Raw genomic sequence first — 18905 nt, forward strand, 5'->3', positions numbered from 1 at the left:
TTATTTTCTTACTGCCAACCTATATCGGCAAAATCTGGTAAGTTTTTCCCTTTACTGATGGAAAGCTGGTTAAGTAACCTATAGTGCTTTTTTGAGATTTAATAGTTAGGCCTGAAACCTTGACGGGTACCAAAGTCCGTATCTTACATTCACCACCAACAACGGATTTGATAGTGGATGACACTAAACGATGATCCTTCCAAATGATAGCCACCTCAAAATTACCGCGTGCTTTCAAGCCCAGGATGGAGCCCGACGCCCACTCATCCGGAAGAGCAGGCAACAAGTCGATCTCGCTCATTTGGCTTTGGAGCAATAGTTCGGTCATACCGGCAACACCGCCAAAGTTGCCGTCGATCTGGAAAGGTGGATGCGCGTCAAATAAATTGGGATAGGCGCCGGATCCATTCCCGGGTTTTCCGGAAGCAGACGGATCGATTTTAGCACCTGCCGCACGCAAAAGATCGCGAATAAGGCCGTACGCATGATTGCCATCCAGCAGCCGGGCCCAGAAATTGATTTTCCATGCCAGGCTCCACCCTGTTCCTTCGTCTCCACGCAGTTCCAAAGTTTTTTTTGCCGCCTCGGCAAAATCGGGGGTGGTTAAGGGTGATATTTCACGGCCGGGGTGTAAGCCAAATAAATGAGAAACATGCCGGTGATGCGGGTCAACGTCTTCCCAATCCTTATACCACTCCTGCAGGTTTCCTTTTTTTCCGATATGCAGCGGAAATAACTTAGCTCTTTTGGCGATAATCAGGTCCCGAAAATCCCGATCCGTATTCAGCACATTGCAGGCTTCTATCACGTTGGTAAACAAATCCCAAATGATCGACATATCCATCGTGGTAGCTATCGATACACTACCTTCATGTCCCCTATCGTCGATAAAATCATTCTCGGGCGATACGGATGGCGCGGTAACTAACAGGCCATCTTTATTTTCAACCAGCCAGCTTAAACAAAACTGCGCGGCCCCTTTCATTAACGGGTATGCGGTATCTTTTAAAAACAGCTTGTCGCCGGTAAACTGGTAGTGTGTCCACAAATGCTGGCTCAGCCAGGGCGAGCCCATCGACCAATTGGCCCATTTGGGGTCCCCGCGCTTATCACCCACCGGGTTTGACAGCGCCCATATATCACTGTTATGGTGCACGGCCCATCCTTCAGCATGATAAAACTCTTTTGCCGTGGCCTTACCCGTTACGGCCAAATGTTTAATTTGCTCAAATAAAGGCTCATTAAGTTCGGATAAATTGGTCATTTCTGATGGCCAATAATTCATTTGGGTATTGATGTTGGTGGTAAAATTGGAGCTCCATGGTGGGCGTACAATATTGTTCCAGATGCCTTGTAAATTGGCAGCTGCGCCACCAGGCCTTGAGCACGATATGAGCAAATATCTGCCATAATTATAATATAATGTCTCGAGCGCCGGATCTTTCGTTCCCCGGGTATAGCCTATTAAACGCTCATCGGTGGGCAGTAAGGCATTGGTATTATCTTTAGGAGCGGCAAGGTTAAAGGTTACCCGGTTATAATAGCGATGATAATCTGCTAAATGTGCATCGAAAAGTGATTGCCAGTCTTTTTTCAAAGCAGTATTCAAGTATTGTGTCGCTATTCTAACCTCATCTTGCCCATCCTTGTCTGGCGATTTATCAAAGCCGTTAAAGCTTGTAGCAGCAGAAAGGAACAAAATAATATCCGATCCGTTTTTTACCGATAAGCCGCTTGTGTCGGTAGTTATGGTGCCATTACCCACTGCCTTCAACAAAAGGGCATAGCGCATACCTTGTTTTCCTGTTGAATCCTGGTAAATAACAGGTGTTTTATTATAATTGACATAGCTTGGATCGGCATGCAGAGGCGCATGGCCCAGCATGGCTATTTGGCTTCCGTTGATCACCGAGTTTCCAAATTTAAGCTGACTTTTAGTGGATACTTTAAAATTTAACTGACCGGGCTTACTGGCCTTAAGGCGTATTACAATCACCTGGTCGGGTGCCGAAATAAACATCTGGCGGGTAAATTGCGTACCATCTATAGTAAACCTTGTTGTTGAAACAGCATCGCTAATATCCAGATCTCGGTAATATGCTGAAGGCGAAGCCTCCTTAAACTTCTGGCTGATCATCACATCCCCCAGGGGCTCAAAAGATTCTGAATAAACACCCTGCATTTTACGGGCAAGCGCAGCAGCCTTTACGTAGTTTTCCTCTTTCAGCAATGCCTCACGCGTTTGTAGCAAATAGCTGTATGCATCTGGGTTAACATTATGTTTCACCGGGCCGCCAGACCATAATGTACCTTCATTGAGTTGGATCAGCTCTTGGTCAACGCGGCCGAATATCATGGCACCTAAACGCCCGTTTCCCAGTGGCAAAGCTTCTGTCCATACTTTAGCCGGATGGCTATACCATAATTTACTGCTGTTTTGAGCAAAAGAAGAAAAGGATAAAACGGCAAAGGCCATTATTAGCTTATACTTTATGGGCATCATTATTTAGAGTTTAGTAAACCGTTAAATAACAAATATATTTCGAAATACTCACCATCGCTATTGTTTAAACTTAAAAATCAGCCACCCAACATCAAAAGGATACAGGTGTAATAAAAATGTTACTTTTCATTTTGTTTTCATCCTGCGCCAAGATATTAGCCAGCACATTAACACATACAAAAATTAAATATGGAACGTAAAAGCTTTTTAAAAACTTTTGCCATAGCAGCCGCTACCGGGCCTATGGTATTGGAGGCCTGCAAAAAAAACTCTGGAAGCGATGATACAACTACAACAAGCACAGTTAACAGCGATGAAACCCCTACGGAAACTGAAGGCCCCTATCCATACGTGGGAGGCGAGGTTAACAACCCGCTGCAAAGAGCCGACGTTACCGACGGTCAAACCGGCGTAGCACTTAATCTTATCCTTACGGTTATTAATGTAAATAGTAGTAAAGCTGTTGTGCCTAATGTACGGGTAGATATGTGGCAGTGTAATAAAGATGGCTATTACTCCGGCTATGCAAATCAGCCCGGTATTTTAGGTACGCAAAGTTATGTTGGCAAAACCTGGTTGAGAGGTTATCAACTATCAGACACCAATGGACAAGTTAAATTTACTACTATTTATCCAGGATGGTACGCAGGCCGCGCCACGCATATCCACCTGGAAATATTCATCAACGGGGTATTGAAAAAAACAGCGCAAATGGCATTTCCCGAAACCGTATCGGATGTTGTTTACGTAAGTAGCCTTTACTCGGCTCATGGTATCAACACAACACGGAATGCGAGCGATAGTGTTTTTGGCGATTCGGCCAGCGACCTGGCTAAAGAAACTTTAAGCTTATCCGGAAGTATTTCTGCGGGTTATACGGGTATTTACACTATAGGGTTGGCACTGTAAAAAAGTCAACATTAACACTACTATAATTATAAAAATGGCTAAAGCATTGATTAAGCTTGCTTACAAACAAGTTATTGACTCATCTGCAAGCAGTGATTTTGAGAGGAGCGTATTTTCCACGTCGTATCAAGAATTTTTGATGAAATCACAAGCTTATAATATGGATCGAATTTTTAGATCCTTTGATGATATCAAAGCTCATGACGGCAGGGCAAACTCCCTTCATTACAAATTAAGTATAGCCGTTACGCATTTGATAGATAAACTGGATTATAAAATACCTGGACTAAAAGACCATCTTGGTAACGACGTTGCTTTTGAAATACCTGAATTTAAGTTGTTATCATCTGATATTTTGGACAGTAGCGCCCACAGAATTTCAATTAATTATATCACCGGGATATTTACCTTATTTAAAGCGATGAACGAATATCTGCTACTTGCGCCGGGTGATCAGAGCAAAAAAAATGAGCCAGTTGAAACTTTCCTGATCAGCATCCAGCCTAATTTATCTATATTTCAGTATCAAGAGGTTTTATAAAAAGGATTTGCTGTAAAACCAATATAATGGCAAATTTATTGGCAGCAATGAAAATTTAAGCAGATATTTTCTGTGTTTTTATCGCAAAAATCATTTCGCAAGTTGATTTTGAAAGTAAAAACCCCACAAAATATAAAACTTCAAAAAAATACAACCTATTTTTTGTTATTTTAAAAAACAATTTGTAATATTGTTAAACAATAAGAAGCCGACATGCGTACTACGAATACACAAGTCGGCCTAAAAATTTGGTTGCCGGGTTTCTTTACTTAAGAAACTAAAGTTTTACAATATAGCCACCTTCATCAATGGCATATTGAGCATTACTTGTATTGGTATCGACAACTACTTTATTGTGCTTTTTCTTTGGAGTTAATAGTGGTACAATAAATAAACCCACTACCATCACAATTTCAATAACGGTTAACATAACAAAAAATTAATTGAATATTTATAACTCGCAAAGTTACGGGTAAAAATTATATTTTATAAAATATAATTTTTACTTCCTGGCAGCATTGCTAAATCCGGATTTACGCTATTCAAAAAGCGGTCCAAAATGATGGCTAAGCTCACTCATTATTGCGTGTAAGCTATATAGGGTAACAAAATTTTCTTTTACGAACCGGGACACCCAACGAAAGCTTTTCAATTTGAAAGGCTTTTATCATTTTGATAGCAAATAAATTGATCGATTGGCTTTTTGCGGCTCAAAATGATTCAACATTAAGCTGCTGAATTTTGTAAATCATCAGGCCAATTTCTAATCTCTATAAAGAAAAGACTTTTATCTACTGATAATTAATTTATAACAACTCCGTAGCTAAGTTTGCCAGTTCACTCCGTTCGCCCTTTTGCAAGGTGATATGCGCATAAAGCGGATGGTTTTTTGCTTTATCAATGAGGTATGATAACCCGTTGCTTTCCGCATCTAAATAAGGTGTATCAATTTGATATATATCCCCGGTAAAAACAAATTTACTGTGTTCTCCAGCTCTGCTGATAATGGTTTTAATTTCGTGCGGAGTTAAATTTTGAGCTTCATCAACAATAAAAAATATCTTAGTTAAGGTACGGCCCCGGATAAATGCCAGGGGCGCTATGGCAATTTTCTCGTTAGTAACCATTTCATCAATCTTTAGCTTTACTTTATCGTCGTCGCTAAACTGATCTTTGATAAACTTTAAATTGTCCCATATCGGTGCCATATAAGGATCAATCTTCGACTTAATATCACCGGGTAAAAATCCAATGTCCTTATTGCTTAAAGGCACAATGGGGCGCGTTACGTATATCTGCCTAAAATCTTTCCGTTGCTCCAGCGCGCTGGCCAGCGCCAGTAATGTTTTGCCCGTACCGGCATTACCCTGTATACTTACCAACTTGATATTGGGATTAAGTAAGGCATGAATAGCAAATGATTGCTCCACATTTTTGGGGCTGATATTGAAAACCGGTTGCTCAACAACCTCTTCCAGCTGTTTGCTTTGGCCGTTATAAAACGCAGGTATCGATCTTTTTTTTCCGTGTAGTATGTAAAAGTGATTGTTCTGCAGGCTCCCCAATTCAAGGTCGTCCGGGTTTAAAATTCCATTTTTTGCAAATGTGGTGAGTACCTTATCCGGAACCTTGTTTACGATAGCCTTGCCGGTGTACAATTGCTCCAGGTTCTTGATTTTGCCGGTTTCATAATCTTCAGCGTGCAAGTCGAGAGATTTTGCTTTCAACCGCAGGCAAATATCTTTTGAAACTAAAATTACCCGCTTATCTGGGTTTTCATGTTGTAAACCAAGGGCTGCATTCAGGATGCGATGATCCACCTTGCCATCGCCAAAAATCTCTTCCGCGTCGGTATCGGTCTTCTTATCAACCACAATTTTAAATTGTCCTTTGTTGATACCATGAAGTGGCAACCAATGGCTGATCAGGTTGTTCTGCGAAAGATCGTCCATCATCCGGATAAAGCTTCGAGCTTCAAAGTTGCGGGTGTCATTCCCATTTTTCATATTATCCAGCTCTTCCAAAACCTGGATCGGGATCGCTACGTCGTTTTCCTGAAAATTTTGAAATGCATTATGATCATACAAGATAACGGACGTATCAAGAACAAAAATTTTTTTCTTGCCGCCAGCCCTGGTTTTACCCTCTTTACTCATGAGGCTAAAAATAGATAATTTACATTCGATAAAAGAAATAGAATTTTACAATTGTGCAAAAGAATATTTTTAATATCGATGAAACTGTACAGCGTGACTAAAAAATGCTTTCCTAACCGATAAGTAAGAATAATATAGAGGCAATCGGAGCGTCTTTACGATGTATTAGATATTAAGGGATTTGAATTAACTTTTTGAGAGAGTATCCCCTCATAAAATTAAAACGGAAGGCATCTTCTTTCGATTTGCTCTTCCGTTTCAAACTTACTGGTTTGCCGTAGCTTTCCAGAAGCATCAAGTTTTGTGTATCACGACCATGATCCGTCTCTCCATCGCTTTTTCAAGCGTTGTCCCTCCGCAATCTTTTACTTCACCAATTGCTTCTCCCCATAGGGTTATTCAACAGTTTGTAATACCTTTTGTCGACACCTTACCTATTTCTAAAAATCCTTTTTTCGTGATTTTTATTTTTCAGTTTGGCCGAAGCTTCCCTTGATCTTTAGTTCGTCCTGAAACTCCCCCGGTTCAATTTCTAATCTTCTGTCAAGGCTGTCAATGTACGTCGTTCTTGATGAGTCTAAGTTAGTATATGTATTAACATTTGTCAAGTAAAAAGTCGTGTATTTTACAAACACGTTATTAACCTTAATAGGCTGGTTATGAACATATAAATAGTGTTTGTATATCAATAAAAAAGCACATTTCAGCAAGTTGCTGGTGGTTATCCACATTAAGCTTATCCACATCATTTCCAGAGAGATACACCAAATTAGCTATAATGGTGCTGTATTACCTCCAAGGTTGAAATAAAGAATAAAATTTAAAATTTTTCGGTGAGGTTTTTCCAGTAGCGTTTAGGCACATGCCGCAAATGCAGCTTGTTATTTTTTCGTTCGGTTATGTTTACACTTTTAAAATAATCCTTCCACAATACCTGGTATATCGCTTCATCGCTTTCGTACTGACATACAATATTGCTTCCCACGGCCTGCTCCGAAAAATCTAAAGTAATATATTCAACCTGGTGTAAATCGTAATACAAACCAAAGCCGCGGCGGGTATCATAGATAAGCCATTTTTGGTCGGCATATCGTTTTCTAAAATGCCTCAATATCAAAGGCAATACGTTAAAGTCGGGATCTATGGTGGCATAAAAAGTTTCGTCCTTCAGTTTTTGAAAGCGGACAAAGGCCTCCATCCGGTGTTTTTCGCGCCGCACCATCCGCACAATTTCCGAAATGCGCAGCACATATTTGTTACTATAATCATCCTCAACAGGTCGCTCGCTATCAAACACATACCTTATGTAACCTATAATAGGGTTATCTGAGTCGTTAATTTCTGACAGGTAAGCTACGTACAAGCGTTGCACGCCTGCGGATCCTATTTTTTTTATCAACCCTGCCAATACACGCTTTGCCCGGCTTTCATCGGTTGGTATATTAAGTTCGTAGGTAAACATGGCAGCACTATGGCTTCCTTGCTTTAACAGTTTTACCATTTCAAGCTTCCGTGCATAAATTTCGAATATGGCGGTTAAAATCCCTTCGAACGATCCATCGTGAAAAAGTGTTGTCATGATTGATTTTAAAACATACTCAATTGCGAAGGTTGTGTTTTAAGATATTTACTTTGCGACTCGGCCAATATAAATTGTTTGATCTTGGTTCCGGTAAGATCTCGGCGCTCAAATTCGTTACTACCGCAGGTGATAAAATACCGGGCACGGTTAAGGGCTACGCCCATCTTTTTTAAATTATCCCAATTTAACTTATTAAACTTTCGGGCGCTTACAATTTTATGTGCAGACTGAACGCCGATACCGGGTATACGCAAAATTAACTGCAGGTCGGCATGGTTAATATCTAAAGGAAATACCTGCATGTTGCGGATGGCCCAGCCCAATTTGGGATCAATATCCAAATCAAGATGCGGCACATGGGCATTCACAATTTCATCCACCTTAAAACCATAAAAACGCATTAACCAATCGGCTTGGTACAGCCGGTTTTCCCTAACCATAGGTACTGCGGTATTGAGGCCCGGCAGGCGCTTATCATCACTGATGGGCACATAGCCCGAATAATAAACGCGTTTTAAATTAAAGCTTTTGTAAAAATGGTTAGCAGTAAATAAAATATGGTGGTCGTTTTCTGGTGTGGCCCCAATTACCATTTGGGTACTCTGGCCTGCCGGTGCAAACAGCGGCGCCTTTTTAAACAGCTTTTTTTCCTCTTTTCGTAATATCAATTCGTGCTTTAAAAAGTCCATCGGCTTAATCATGTCCTGGCGGTTTTTATCAGGAGCTAAAAGCTTTAAACCTTCTTCGGTTGGCATTTCCAAGTTAATGCTTAGCCGGTCGGCATAAAGGCCAGCTTCGCGCATCAGTTCATCACTCGCCCCGGGTATTGATTTCAGGTGGATATAACCGTTAAAGTTGTGCTCGGTACGAAGCTTTTTAGCAATACGCACCAAACGCTCCATGGTATAATCGGCATCTTTAAAAATGCCCGAGCTTAAAAATAAACCCTCGATATAGTTACGGCGATAGAAATTGATGGTGAGGTCTACCACTTCCTGCACGGTAAAAGCGGCGCGCTTGATATCGTTGCTTTTGCGCGAAATACAGTAGGCACAATCGAAAATACAGTGATTGGTTAACAGAATTTTGAGTAAGGAAACGCAGCGCCCATCCTCGGTATAGGTATGGCAAATACCGTTGCTGGCGTTCCCCAGCCCTTTATTTTCGTTTTTGCGTTTACTGCCGCTTGAAGCGCACGACACATCGTACTTAGCAGCATCGGCCAATATTTGCAACTTCTCCTGTATCCTTTCCCAGTTTGCCATGCTTCAAAATTACTAATTTTTTTAGTAATTTATAATTGATTGCAGTAAAACTTTTTGCAGTATTTTTACTTTATAGGCTAAAGAATAACTATTACCATGGAAAAATTATATACCGCTGTAGTTACAGCAAAAGGCGGCCGCGACGGCCATATCAAATCATCAGACGGTGTTATCGATCTGGAATTAAAAGCTCCGAAAGCGATGGGTGGCGAAGATGGATATGCCAATCCTGAATTATTATTTGCCGGTGCCTGGGGAAGCTGCTATCTGGGCGCTTTAGGCTCGGTGGGCAAACGCGATAACGTTGATGTAAAAGAAGCTACGGTTGATGTACATATCTCTTTTAACAAGGAGAGCGAAGCATCCTACAACTTATCTGCGGAACTGCACGTGCATATCCCGGGATTAGACCTGGAAAAAGCTCAAAAACTGGCAGATGCCGCACATAAGGGTTGCCCTTACTCCAAAGCTACCAGGGGCAACATCGACGTGAAAATTATTGCTGAATAGTACTATCAGCATAAAGAATACTCATCATACCATCAAAGCGGATAAGAGATTATTCGCTTTTTATTTGCCCTGAATTATAGTAATTTTTATAAAATACGAAGTATCCTATGGCCATATTCACCACTATTAAAGGCCAGATCAGCCTGAACATCACCACCCAAAAAAGAAGGATAAATAGCCCGAGCACCCATGTAAGGTATTTTTCCATATCCAGGCCTAATTTGTAAAGCAGGCTGTGAAAAAGGATGGTTAAACTGAGGCCGAAAGCCAATAGCCCCATAGCCATCACTGGCGAAAAACGAACAAACAACCAGATGGCTTCGGGCAGCAAGAGCGCCAGGTAAACACCTAAAAAGGATAAAAAAAGTTTCAGTCGCGAGTAAGGCAAATTTCGCGAGAATACCAAAAATGTTTCTTCAAATTGCCTCTCCTCAAATATCACTACCGAGTGCGATACGGCGATTGCCAGCAGGGCTATACCTGCAACGCGCAAATCGTGGCTTACATCGGCAAACATCAGGAATACACCAGTAATAATGAGGTACGACAGTACTTTAGTGATCAGGTACTTTAATTTCAGTTTATCCAAAACATGGAAGATATACAAACTGAAATAAGGTTTCTTCCAGTTTTTTGTAAACTTGATGATCACCGATTGGGTGCTGCCGTCAATTAACTGGTTAATTAAACGCATATAAAACCATGCGCTGAGGGCTGTAAGGAAGGCGAGGTAAGCCAAGATAACCGTTGCTTGTAAAAAAAAATGGTGTTTAACCGCTACGCCCAAACTTATCCCTGCATAAACCAGCACCGGCAAACCAATATAGGCCTGCAGAATAAACCAACTGCTAAACTGTTTGCTTTTGGTATACGATGAGCTGCTGTAAAATAAAAATTGCTGTTGCAATGCAAATGCCTGCCCTGCCACATAATGCCAGCATTTAAAAGTATAAACAAGCCATACGGCAAAAACAATAACCATCATTAACGGACTGCTGATAAAAGCCAGCATGAGCGTTAAATGGTAGCCCAGCAATTGTGAAGGCTCAACCATGCCGAACATCACAAATAAAAGAAAGAAAAATATACCGGCATGTGTACGGTAGAAACCGCTGGCAAATACTTTGAGCAGAATATTAGATAAAGGTGATAACATCAGGCTACAACGTTCAGGGTTTGATTTTCAACCAAAAGCTCTTTGGCTTCAGGCAATTCCAAAGGATCGAGCGCCTGATGCGATGTTAGCAAAAATGTAGTACCTGCTTTTCTGTAACCATCGGCCATCCAGCTATATAATATCTTGAGGGCAGCGGTATCAATGGTGATCAACGGTTCGTCTAACAAAATCAATTTGGGTTTTCCTAAAAAGGCCAACACCAGCGACAGCTTTTTTAACATACCGCTGGAGTAAGTGCCTATCGGCCTGTCCATATAAGTTTGAATGCCCATACTTTCGATGTATTCCCGCTCCTGCCCCGGCGACGCGTCTTTGGCATCGGCAAATAGCCTGATCATCTCGCCGCCGGTTAAAAACTCCGGAAAAAGCGGCTCCGCTTCTGCAAAGTTAACCAGCTTACGAAAGGCTACCGGTTGTTTTTTGATACTGATGTCGCCATTTAATAAAATATCACCATTAAAGGCCAATATACCGGCAATTGATTTAAGCAAAGTGCTCTTACCCGATCCGTTTACGCCCTTGATCCAATAAATACCATCTTTTATTTCAAGATCCGGAACCTGCAGCGCCGGATAGTTGCCGTAAGATTTTTTGAAGTTTACAAATTGAAGCATTAAAAAATTACTTTATAGATGGCTATCTGTTTTATAATTAACGGCGAACAGCACCCTCTATTAACGCGCTGTAAAAATCTTTTATATCCATACCTGCGGCCCTTACCTGCTGCGGTATCAGGCTATTCACGGTTTGGCCCGGTGTGGTATTGATCTCGATAAAGTAAAAATCCTGCGATTCTTCCTGTAAAATAAAATCGAGGCGGGTCATGCCGTGGCAGTTCAGCCTCAGGTAAACCTCGCTCACTATGCGGGCTATAGTTTTAACCTGCTCTTGGCTCAGGTGGGCCGGGGTTATCTCTTGAGTAACACCATCGGTATACTTGGCTTCATAATCAAAAAACTCTTTGGAGCTTATAATCTCGGTAGCTGGCAAAACTTTCAGTTCGCCATGCAACCTTACAATACCAATACTAAACTCACGGCCCTTAATAAACTCTTCTACCAGGATCTGGTGATCTTCGTGAAAAGCTTTTTCCAAAGCCTGGGGCAGCGCCGCAACGTTATGCACCTTGCTCATGCCTACACTGCTGCCGCCATTGTTGGGCTTAATAAACAACGGAAACTTTAAACGGGCCGCAATGCTTGCAATATCGTGCCCATCGTGCTGGAAGAGCTGCATTGATTTGGCGGTGTGCAGCCCTTCTATCCCATTGACGATGGCTTTGGTATAAGCCTTGTTCATGGTAATGGCCGATGTTGTAGCATCGCAGGTATTGTACGGTATGCACAGCATATCAAAATAGCCCTGTAGTTTACCGTCTTCACCGGGAGTACCGTGTACGGTAATGAAAGCAAAATCAAATTTTATTCGATCGCCGTTAAGGCTCAGGCTAAAATCGTTTTTGTCGATATCAATGTGCTCCCCTCCTTCTGATTCGTAAAACCAACCATCGGCTGTGATCAGGATGGTATAAACCTTATATTTTTCTGCCGGTAAATTGGCCGCTATATATTGGGCGCTTTTAACAGACACTTCGTATTCGCCGCTAAATCCTCCGGCTAAAAGAGCAATATTTTTCATTTTTATGTAATGCTAACCTGTTTTCAGTTTGCTAATTATATTCAGGCTTCCAAATATAAACCTTAGTCGCAATTTTCGAGATTAAAAGTTCAATTGCTGCCTGCTCTCAAATATTGCTGTTATGGCATGCAGGTTTTAGTAAAAAGAAAATCCAACAATAGCAGCCTTTCGTACATCAATGAATAAACGGGCCGGTATCAGCCAGAATTATTGTTTCTCAAAAAACGTTTAAACTGAAATTTGATGAACGATACTTTTCCTTCAGAAAAAGACTTGGTTTGCGCACTCAAAGAGCGCAATCCGAAGGCGCTACAGGTAATTCACAACAGGTACGCTGAAACTCTTTCCGGTGTAGCTTCCACAGTTCTTAAAGATCAGGATTGCTCGGGTGTGATATTGCAGGACATATTTTTAGCGATATGGGATTCGATAGATCAGTATGATCCTGCTAAAAGCCCCCTCCTTACCTGGATGTACCATATTGCACAAAAACATGCGTTAGCTATCCATCACACCCAAACTTTACTATATGTTAATGATAATCCTGGTTAATAAGCCCTGCCTGCTGCATGACAGTTACTGATGGGATAAACCATCGTGGAGCTAAGATATAGCGGAGTTCCAATTTCTTCGTCATTCACGTCCCGCTTGCGCCTTTTGGTTAAAAACCCAAAATTCAACAGCCTGAAATTGGAAATTTTACCCTATGTTTGATCATCAAATTAACACAATAGAGCAAAGTTTATAATTAGATGAGTAAAGTTGTTGATTACTTAAAAACCAGGGAGTTTGTTATTAACCTGGCTATCGCTACGGGAACGGTTATTGTAGTTGTACTGATTGCTTTCTTTAGCCTTGGATACTATACCCGCCATGGTTCGGGAGTGCCGGTACCCAATTTAGAGGGCATGCAAGTGAATAAGGCCATTGCTTTGTTGGAACAACAGGGTTTTCATAACCCGCAGATTGATTCTGTTTATGTGCTTGATAAAGCCGCGGGTACCGTTATTTTACAAGACCCGGATGCGGGCACCAATGTTAAAGAAAACCGTACCATTTATTTAACCATAGTAAAAAACCAGGCACCCGATGTATCCCTGCCAGATTTAACACAAGACACCTATCGTACCGCCGTTGCCAATATATCCAATTTTGGTTTAAAGGTGGGCGATACCACCTATAAGCCGGATATTGCCCGCGACCGTGTGCTTGAGGTTAGATTTGCCGGCCAGGTTTTAAAACCGGGAAGCAAAATACCTAAAGGATCAACCATCGACCTGGTTCTGGGTGATGGCGCAGGCGCAAGCGAAGTAGAAATACCCGAAGTGATAAACCTTGAACTGGACGAAGCCAAATTTGCCATCAAAAATTCGGGCTTAATTATCGGTAATATCACCTACCAGGGCACCATAACCGATACTACCAAAGTAACTGTGATAGCGCAAAGCCCGATGAAAAGCGACACGACAGGCAAAGTGAGTATTGGTACACACATTAATTTGACCGTTACTCAAAAAAATTAATGGATATCAGCGCGACTAACCTGAACGACCGGATAAATCAGGGCGAAACGTTAAACCTGTTGGATGTTAGGGATGAAATGGAATACCATACCTATAACATTGGCGGGCAAAATATTCCATTGGGTAAATTACCGTCAGAACTTGACGAACTGGAATGGAATAAAAGTGAAGAGATCATCGTTGTATGTAAGATGGGCTTACGCAGTAAAACGGGCAAACATATCTTACAGCAAAATGGTTATCTCAATGTTAAAAATCTGGAGGGAGGCTTATTAGCCCTCCAGAAGCTAAATAATAAGTATTAAAAACAAATGGCTACTCAGCAACAATCTTCCGGCGGCGTTTTTCGGAAATTTATCATCACATTAGTTATCATCATTGTATTGGCCCTTGCGGGAACGGGCTTGTTTTATTACCTCCGGTATTTTGGGCCTAACGTAACTGATAGGCAGGAATACTTGTATATCCACACCGGCTCCAATTTCAATGATGTATACAAAACCATTCGCGAAGAAGGTATCGTTAAAGATTCTACCACATTTATGTGGGCCGCGCACAACAAAAACTATATCAACAGGGTTAAACCAGGCCGGTATCGCTTGCGCAGCGGCATGAGTAACCGCGACCTGATCCGCATGCTGATTCTGGGTGAGCAGGAGCCCGTTAAGGTGTCTATCAAAAACCTTCGCCTTAAAGAAAACTTTGCGGGTTATGTTTCAAAAAAGCTGGAAGCCGACTCGCTATCGATCATCAGTTTGCTGGACTCGACGGAGTATGTTGAAAAACTGGGTTTCACTAAAGATAATATTTATACCATGATATTGCCCAACACGTACCAGTTTTACTGGAACGTACCGGCCAAAAAAATATTGGGCCGTATGCTTGGCGAATACCAAAAGTTTTGGACTGCTGAACGGAAACGCAAGGCCGCCGCTTTGAACCTTAGCCCGGTTAAAGTTTCGATATTAGCTTCGATAGTTGATGCCGAAGCACTGCACGATGATGAGATGCCGGCTATAGCGGGTTTGTACCTAAACCGCTTAAGAAAAGGCATGAAGCTGGAAGCCGACCCTACCGTGATATTTGCCGCCAATGATTTCACCATCCACAGGGTATTGAGAAAGCAACTGGTAATTAATTCGCCTTACAATACTTATATGTATACCGGCTTGCCCCCCGGCCCTATCATGATGCCATCCATCAATGCCATTAACGCCGTGCTTGATTATCAGCATAACGATTATATCTACATGTGCGCCAAAGAGGATTTTTCAGGCTACCATAATTTTGCCGACAACGTGGCGCAACATTTAATTAATGCCCACAAGTTTCAAAAGGCTTTAGACGAAAGAAATATTAAACGCTGATGTTTGTACATAGTAATAAGCTGCGCGTACGCTACGGCGAAACCGACCAGATGGGTTACATGTACTACGGCAACTACGCCGAGTTTTACGAGGTAGCCCGGGTAGAAATGTTACGCTCCCTTGGCCTTACCTACAAAGGCATGGAAGATTTTGGCGTAATGATGCCCGTGCTTGAACTGCATTGCAAATACATTAAACCGGCTATGTATGATGAGGAGATCACCATCCGGGTAACGATGGAGAAAATGCCAGGTGTGCGCATTCATTTTAAATATGAGCTATTTAATGAGAAAGAAGAGCTGATTAACGTTGGCGAAACGCTGTTGGTTTTTGTAAATATGGAAACCCGGCGCCCATGCATGGCTCCCGACTACTTTCTGGATAAAATGAAGCCGTTTTTTAAGTAAAGGCCCACAAGCGGTTTGCAGCACAAAATAGCATTTTTAAAAATTAGGATATCTAACCTTTCTATCTACCTGTTTATCAGGTGGCCTATAATTTCCGTGGGTAAACCGTCGCTATCGTGATACGCAATTTTAAAATCATTCGACACGAATTTTACGTATTTTTGGATCAATGGATTGGCTGCACCGGAATTTATTGCGTTTGAGGGTTTACAGGTACCTGCTCGACTGGACCAAGGTGGTTATTTTGCCCGGCTTCCGTCCGCTGCCTCTGTATACCGTAGCCATATTTTTTTTCCAGGAACTTAAGCAAGAATCGCTGGCCAATAAAGCGTCGTCCCTGGCCTATACTTTTTTGCTGGCTATCTTCCCAGGCACTATCTTCCTGTTTACACTAATCCCTTATATTCCTATCAAGAGCTTCCAGGATACGTTATTAAATATCATTGAGCTTATACTACCCAGCAACGCCTATGCAGCCTTCGAATCAACTATAGAGGACATTGTGAAGAACCAGCACGGCGGCCTGTTATCCTTCGGATTTTTATCCGCCATGTTTTTCGCTACCAATGGCGTTCATAAGCTAATGCGGGCATTCAATAAGTCGTCGCTTATTGTTGAAACCCGTACCTGGTTAAAACGTCGCTGGATAGCCCTGGTGCTCACCATGCTGATCTCATTCTCACTATTTGTGGCTATATTGATCATGACCATCAGCCAGTATATCATCAGCTTTATCCAATTTCAGTTAAATACCGGCGGTAAATTTTGGATCTACCTGGTTATGATATCACGCTGGCTTATCGTCATCGTTTTGTTTTTTGTAACCGTATCCATCTTATACCGCTACGGCCCTGCACACAAACGGCGCTGGAAATTTTTAAGCCCGGGCTCCATACTGGCTACCTGCCTTGCCGTGCTCACATCCCTGGGGTTTACCTTTTATATCAATCATTTTTCATCTTACAATAAACTATACGGATCGTTAGGTACGCTCATTGTTATTATGCTTTGGCTTTACCTTAATTCGCTAATAATTCTCATCGGATTCGAATTAAATGCCAGTATCGACCTCTCCAAACGCACTATAAAAATCGTAAAACCGAAGTATAATACCTTTAAATCGAAGAAAATCGACTCCGGAGGCAATAAAATGCGCTGATTAATAAGGCGTTAATATTTAATTGAAAAAAAGTTAATATCAAATTTGCCAATTCACGCTGGTTTTGTACTTTTGACCCCGGAGAGCTGGCAGAGTGGTCGATTGCGGCAGTCTTGAAAACTGTTGAACTGTTAAAGGTTCCTGGGGTTCGAATCCCTAGCTCTCCGCTGAAAGCATTAAAAAAGTGATTTGAGCCCTTTAATTGAGAAATTAAAGGGCTTTTTCTTTTCCATTACCTACCAAAACTCGCATACAATCGCAAAACTCTGTTGCGTCATTCGTTGCGTCTTTTAAAAACCCACTGAAAAAATAAAAAGACGCAACGAAAGGATTATAACAATCTGTACTACAGCATGTTCGCGCCGTGGACATCTTGTAGTACAGCAAGCACAAACGTACTTTTGTTTAACTTTTTATTAATGTGTTATGTTGGAAAAGAGCTTTGGATTATTGTTTTTCTTAAAACAAACTAAAAATCAAATAGATGACCTGATGTTCATCTATTTGAAAATCACCGTAGATGGCAAATCAACCGAACTATCTACAAAACGTAAATGCGCGCAATCGCGCTGGAATTCCGGCGCAGGAAGGGAAATTGGAAACAAAGAGTCCACCAAGGAACTCAATTACTACCTGGATAGTTTAGAGCAATTAGTTTATCAGGCTAAAAGATCACTATTTGATACTGACAAGCCGATAACAGCCCAAGCTATTAAAGATGTTTTACATGGTGTAACTGAAAAGCAAAGGATGATTCTGGATGTATTTAAACACCATAATGACCAGATGAAAGCTTTAGAGGGTATAGACTTCGCCAAAGGAACAATCGGTCGGTATGAGATCTCTATGCAGCACACAAGGGATTTTATCAAGTGGATGTATAAGGCGGATGATAAGCCGATTAAAGAACTAGATCATGAATTTATATCCCAGTACGCTTTCTGGTTGAAAACGGTACGAAAGTGCAATCATAATTCAACTATGAAATATTTGGCGAATTTCAAAAAGGTCGTGTTAATCTGTGTAAAAAATCGGTGGCTTCCTGGTGATCCTTTCGCAAACTTTAAACTGACGAAGAAAGCAGTCGAAAAAGTTGCGCTGACAGAGGCCGAGTTGAAGCGGGTAATTGAAAAAAAATTCGACGCCGAAAGATTGTCGTTAGTGAGAGATATTTTTGTTTTTAGCTGCTATACCGGCCTTGCCTATGCGGATGTGAAAAATTTGAAGCGATCTGATATAAAGACCGGAATAGATGACAAGGAATGGATTTTTATTAATCGTCAAAAGACCAACTCTGCCTCTCACCTACCGCTTTTAGCTCAAGCACGAAAAATTTTAACCCGATACAGAGATCATAGCAAATGCATAGAAACAGATGCTGCACTTCCTGTCTTGACCAATCAAAAAATGAATGCCTATCTGAAGGAGATTGCTGATACCTGCGGAATAAAGGAAGAGCTTACCTTTCACATTGCGCGACATACTTTTGCAACCACGGTTACCCTTAACAATGGTGTACCGATGGAATCCGTTTCAAAGATGCTTGGACATTCATCAATCCGGCAAACACAGCATTATGCTAAAATGCAAAATTACAAGGTTAGTAAAGACATGCTTTTGCTGGAAGAAAACCTAATCGGAAAAAACTATCAGGATTACTGAAAAGGCAGAATTTGTAGGATCATTATTAATATAGTGATCCTACATTTTAATTTCAATACAAATTCTCTGATATGAATCGAGTAACGCTTTATATTTAGGGTCAGCTTGTTATTAAAACGTTATTTCAGTCCGTTCAATTTAACCCATGAGCGTATGCCCTCCGTAAGTTTGCGTTTACGTTCCAAAGGAACCCAGTGCCTTGCAGGCAGGTCGATTACAGTAAGATTTGAACAAACCTTTCGCATTGGATTGCAGACTTTGCTCAAATTGATATTGGAAAAGGGTTCATATTCGTCGTTGATGAATAGAACGGGTAAGCTCAGTTTACCATTGTTCACCGCAGCCTTAGCGCAGTAAGATTATACAGCCTACTTCTATCAGAAATCCAAAAATGTTTCGATTGCCGAAAATCCCATCCATTTACAACGCATACGAAACACATTAGATCTTCCCTGGCTAAGAAAATTTGAAAGTAAATACTCGAGCCTGTCTGATCTTTTTGCGGG

The 18905-nt window shown here is 41.4% G+C and carries 18 protein-coding genes and 1 tRNA gene; 11 read left to right on the forward strand and 8 right to left on the reverse strand.

Annotated features, from left to right (window positions below):
- Positions 1–19: 19 nt before the first annotated feature.
- Positions 20–2503: a glycoside hydrolase family 95 protein gene (locus MUCPA_RS33770; RefSeq protein ID WP_008512893.1), complete on the reverse strand. Its 2484-nt coding sequence runs from the start codon at positions 2501–2503 to the stop codon at positions 20–22.
- Positions 2504–2692: 189 nt separating this feature from the next.
- Here MUCPA_RS33770 and MUCPA_RS33775 point away from each other — a divergent pair, with 189 nt between their 5' ends.
- Both MUCPA_RS33775 and MUCPA_RS33780 read left to right on the forward strand, forming a co-directional pair.
- Positions 2693–3412 (forward strand): intradiol ring-cleavage dioxygenase, encoded by a 720-nt coding sequence (locus MUCPA_RS33775; RefSeq protein ID WP_008512894.1) that lies wholly within the window; start codon positions 2693–2695, stop codon positions 3410–3412.
- Between the two features lie 34 nt (positions 3413–3446).
- Positions 3447–3953, forward strand: a complete 507-nt coding sequence (locus MUCPA_RS33780; RefSeq protein WP_008512895.1) for a hypothetical protein — start codon at positions 3447–3449, stop codon at positions 3951–3953.
- A gap of 277 nt (positions 3954–4230) precedes the next feature.
- Here the strand turns inward: MUCPA_RS33780 and MUCPA_RS38005 are convergent, their stop codons facing one another.
- The 4 genes from MUCPA_RS38005 to MUCPA_RS33800 form a co-directional block, all read right to left on the reverse strand.
- On the reverse strand, positions 4231–4383 hold the full coding sequence (locus tag MUCPA_RS38005) for a hypothetical protein (protein ID WP_008512896.1): 153 nt from the start codon (positions 4381–4383) through the stop codon (positions 4231–4233).
- A 376-nt stretch (positions 4384–4759) separates the two neighbouring features.
- The gene (locus tag MUCPA_RS33785) at positions 4760–6109 is read right to left on the reverse strand and encodes a PhoH family protein (RefSeq protein ID WP_008512898.1); all 1350 of its coding nucleotides are present in this window, start codon (positions 6107–6109) and stop codon (positions 4760–4762) included.
- Between the two features lie 820 nt (positions 6110–6929).
- A complete protein-coding gene (locus MUCPA_RS33795; RefSeq protein WP_008512901.1) occupies positions 6930–7688 on the reverse strand; it encodes a TIGR03915 family putative DNA repair protein in 759 nt (252 codons plus the stop codon).
- An 8-nt stretch (positions 7689–7696) separates the two neighbouring features.
- Positions 7697–8956: a putative DNA modification/repair radical SAM protein gene (locus MUCPA_RS33800; RefSeq protein WP_008512903.1), complete on the reverse strand. Its 1260-nt coding sequence runs from the start codon at positions 8954–8956 to the stop codon at positions 7697–7699.
- Between the two features lie 96 nt (positions 8957–9052).
- Between MUCPA_RS33800 and MUCPA_RS33805 the strand changes: the two genes are divergently transcribed.
- Positions 9053–9466: an organic hydroperoxide resistance protein gene (locus tag MUCPA_RS33805; protein ID WP_008512906.1), complete on the forward strand. Its 414-nt coding sequence runs from the start codon at positions 9053–9055 to the stop codon at positions 9464–9466.
- A 49-nt stretch (positions 9467–9515) separates the two neighbouring features.
- Here MUCPA_RS33805 and MUCPA_RS33810 read toward each other — a convergent pair whose 3' ends face one another.
- Genes MUCPA_RS33810 through MUCPA_RS33820 form a run of 3 tightly spaced genes read right to left on the reverse strand, consistent with a single transcriptional unit; the run spans position 9516 to position 12281 of the window.
- A complete protein-coding gene (locus MUCPA_RS33810) occupies positions 9516–10622 on the reverse strand; it encodes a hypothetical protein (protein WP_008512908.1) in 1107 nt (368 codons plus the stop codon).
- Positions 10622–11257 carry an ABC transporter ATP-binding protein gene (locus MUCPA_RS33815; RefSeq protein ID WP_008512910.1) on the reverse strand — a complete coding sequence of 212 codons (636 nt, stop codon included), beginning with the start codon at positions 11255–11257 and terminating at the stop codon, positions 10622–10624. Before MUCPA_RS33815 ends, MUCPA_RS33810 begins: the two co-directional genes overlap by 1 nt.
- 37 nt (positions 11258–11294) lie before the next feature.
- Complete coding sequence (locus MUCPA_RS33820; RefSeq protein ID WP_008512912.1) at positions 11295–12281, reverse strand: D-alanine--D-alanine ligase; 987 nt, start codon at positions 12279–12281, stop codon at positions 11295–11297.
- A 243-nt stretch (positions 12282–12524) separates the two neighbouring features.
- On the opposite strand from MUCPA_RS33820, the gene MUCPA_RS33825 reads away from it, so the two are divergent.
- The 8 genes from MUCPA_RS33825 (at position 12525) to MUCPA_RS33855 (ending at position 18399) form a co-directional block, all read left to right on the forward strand.
- On the forward strand, positions 12525–12833 hold the full coding sequence (locus tag MUCPA_RS33825) for an RNA polymerase sigma factor (protein ID WP_008512913.1): 309 nt from the start codon (positions 12525–12527) through the stop codon (positions 12831–12833).
- 200 nt (positions 12834–13033) lie between these two features.
- Positions 13034–13804: a PASTA domain-containing protein gene (locus MUCPA_RS33830; protein WP_008512915.1), complete on the forward strand. Its 771-nt coding sequence runs from the start codon at positions 13034–13036 to the stop codon at positions 13802–13804.
- The gene (locus MUCPA_RS33835) at positions 13804–14109 is read left to right on the forward strand and encodes a rhodanese-like domain-containing protein (RefSeq protein WP_008512917.1); all 306 of its coding nucleotides are present in this window, start codon (positions 13804–13806) and stop codon (positions 14107–14109) included. Before MUCPA_RS33830 ends, MUCPA_RS33835 begins: the two co-directional genes overlap by 1 nt.
- Positions 14110–14115: 6 nt before the next feature.
- The gene (gene mltG / locus MUCPA_RS33840; protein WP_008512919.1) at positions 14116–15171 is read left to right on the forward strand and encodes an endolytic transglycosylase MltG; all 1056 of its coding nucleotides are present in this window, start codon (positions 14116–14118) and stop codon (positions 15169–15171) included.
- A complete protein-coding gene (locus MUCPA_RS33845; protein WP_008512921.1) occupies positions 15171–15578 on the forward strand; it encodes an acyl-CoA thioesterase in 408 nt (135 codons plus the stop codon). Before mltG ends, MUCPA_RS33845 begins: the two co-directional genes overlap by 1 nt.
- A 169-nt stretch (positions 15579–15747) precedes the next feature.
- Positions 15748–16737 (forward strand): YihY/virulence factor BrkB family protein, encoded by a 990-nt coding sequence (locus tag MUCPA_RS33850; protein WP_008512923.1) that lies wholly within the window; start codon positions 15748–15750, stop codon positions 16735–16737.
- Positions 16738–16817: 80 nt separating this feature from the next.
- Positions 16818–16904 (forward strand) — tRNA-Ser (locus tag MUCPA_RS38010).
- 259 nt (positions 16905–17163) lie between these two features.
- Positions 17164–18399: a site-specific integrase gene (locus MUCPA_RS33855; RefSeq protein WP_008512925.1), complete on the forward strand. Its 1236-nt coding sequence runs from the start codon at positions 17164–17166 to the stop codon at positions 18397–18399.
- The last annotated feature ends 506 nt before the right edge of the window (positions 18400–18905 follow it).

The sequence above is a fragment of the Mucilaginibacter paludis DSM 18603 genome, assembly GCF_000166195.2.
In the GTDB taxonomy this organism is placed as follows: domain Bacteria; phylum Bacteroidota; class Bacteroidia; order Sphingobacteriales; family Sphingobacteriaceae; genus Mucilaginibacter; species Mucilaginibacter paludis.

What these genes read in the sequence shown, in the direction of transcription:
- MUCPA_RS33775 (WP_008512894.1), top strand. Translation starts at nt 2,693, where the DNA reads ATGGAACGTAAAAGCTTTTTAAAAACTTTTGCCATAGCAGCCGCTACC.
- MUCPA_RS33845 (WP_008512921.1), top strand. Translation starts at nt 15,171, where the DNA reads ATGTTTGTACATAGTAATAAGCTGCGCGTACGCTACGGCGAAACCGAC.
- MUCPA_RS33805 (WP_008512906.1), top strand. Translation starts at nt 9,053, where the DNA reads ATGGAAAAATTATATACCGCTGTAGTTACAGCAAAAGGCGGCCGCGAC.
- MUCPA_RS33835 (WP_008512917.1), top strand. Translation starts at nt 13,804, where the DNA reads ATGGATATCAGCGCGACTAACCTGAACGACCGGATAAATCAGGGCGAA.
- MUCPA_RS33780 (WP_008512895.1), top strand. Translation starts at nt 3,447, where the DNA reads ATGGCTAAAGCATTGATTAAGCTTGCTTACAAACAAGTTATTGACTCA.
- MUCPA_RS33830 (WP_008512915.1), top strand. Translation starts at nt 13,034, where the DNA reads ATGAGTAAAGTTGTTGATTACTTAAAAACCAGGGAGTTTGTTATTAAC.
- MUCPA_RS33825 (WP_008512913.1), top strand. Translation starts at nt 12,525, where the DNA reads ATGAACGATACTTTTCCTTCAGAAAAAGACTTGGTTTGCGCACTCAAA.
- MUCPA_RS33810 (WP_008512908.1), bottom strand. Translation starts at nt 10,622, where the DNA reads ATGTTATCACCTTTATCTAATATTCTGCTCAAAGTATTTGCCAGCGGT.
- MUCPA_RS33800 (WP_008512903.1), bottom strand. Translation starts at nt 8,956, where the DNA reads ATGGCAAACTGGGAAAGGATACAGGAGAAGTTGCAAATATTGGCCGAT.
- MUCPA_RS33855 (WP_008512925.1), top strand. Translation starts at nt 17,164, where the DNA reads ATGTTGGAAAAGAGCTTTGGATTATTGTTTTTCTTAAAACAAACTAAA.
- mltG (WP_008512919.1), top strand. Translation starts at nt 14,116, where the DNA reads ATGGCTACTCAGCAACAATCTTCCGGCGGCGTTTTTCGGAAATTTATC.
- MUCPA_RS33820 (WP_008512912.1), bottom strand. Translation starts at nt 12,281, where the DNA reads ATGAAAAATATTGCTCTTTTAGCCGGAGGATTTAGCGGCGAATACGAA.
- MUCPA_RS33770 (WP_008512893.1), bottom strand. Translation starts at nt 2,503, where the DNA reads ATGATGCCCATAAAGTATAAGCTAATAATGGCCTTTGCCGTTTTATCC.
- MUCPA_RS33850 (WP_008512923.1), top strand. Translation starts at nt 15,748, where the DNA reads ATGGATTGGCTGCACCGGAATTTATTGCGTTTGAGGGTTTACAGGTAC.
- MUCPA_RS33785 (WP_008512898.1), bottom strand. Translation starts at nt 6,109, where the DNA reads ATGAGTAAAGAGGGTAAAACCAGGGCTGGCGGCAAGAAAAAAATTTTT.
- MUCPA_RS33815 (WP_008512910.1), bottom strand. Translation starts at nt 11,257, where the DNA reads ATGCTTCAATTTGTAAACTTCAAAAAATCTTACGGCAACTATCCGGCG.
- MUCPA_RS38005 (WP_008512896.1), bottom strand. Translation starts at nt 4,383, where the DNA reads ATGTTAACCGTTATTGAAATTGTGATGGTAGTGGGTTTATTTATTGTA.
- MUCPA_RS33795 (WP_008512901.1), bottom strand. Translation starts at nt 7,688, where the DNA reads ATGACAACACTTTTTCACGATGGATCGTTCGAAGGGATTTTAACCGCC.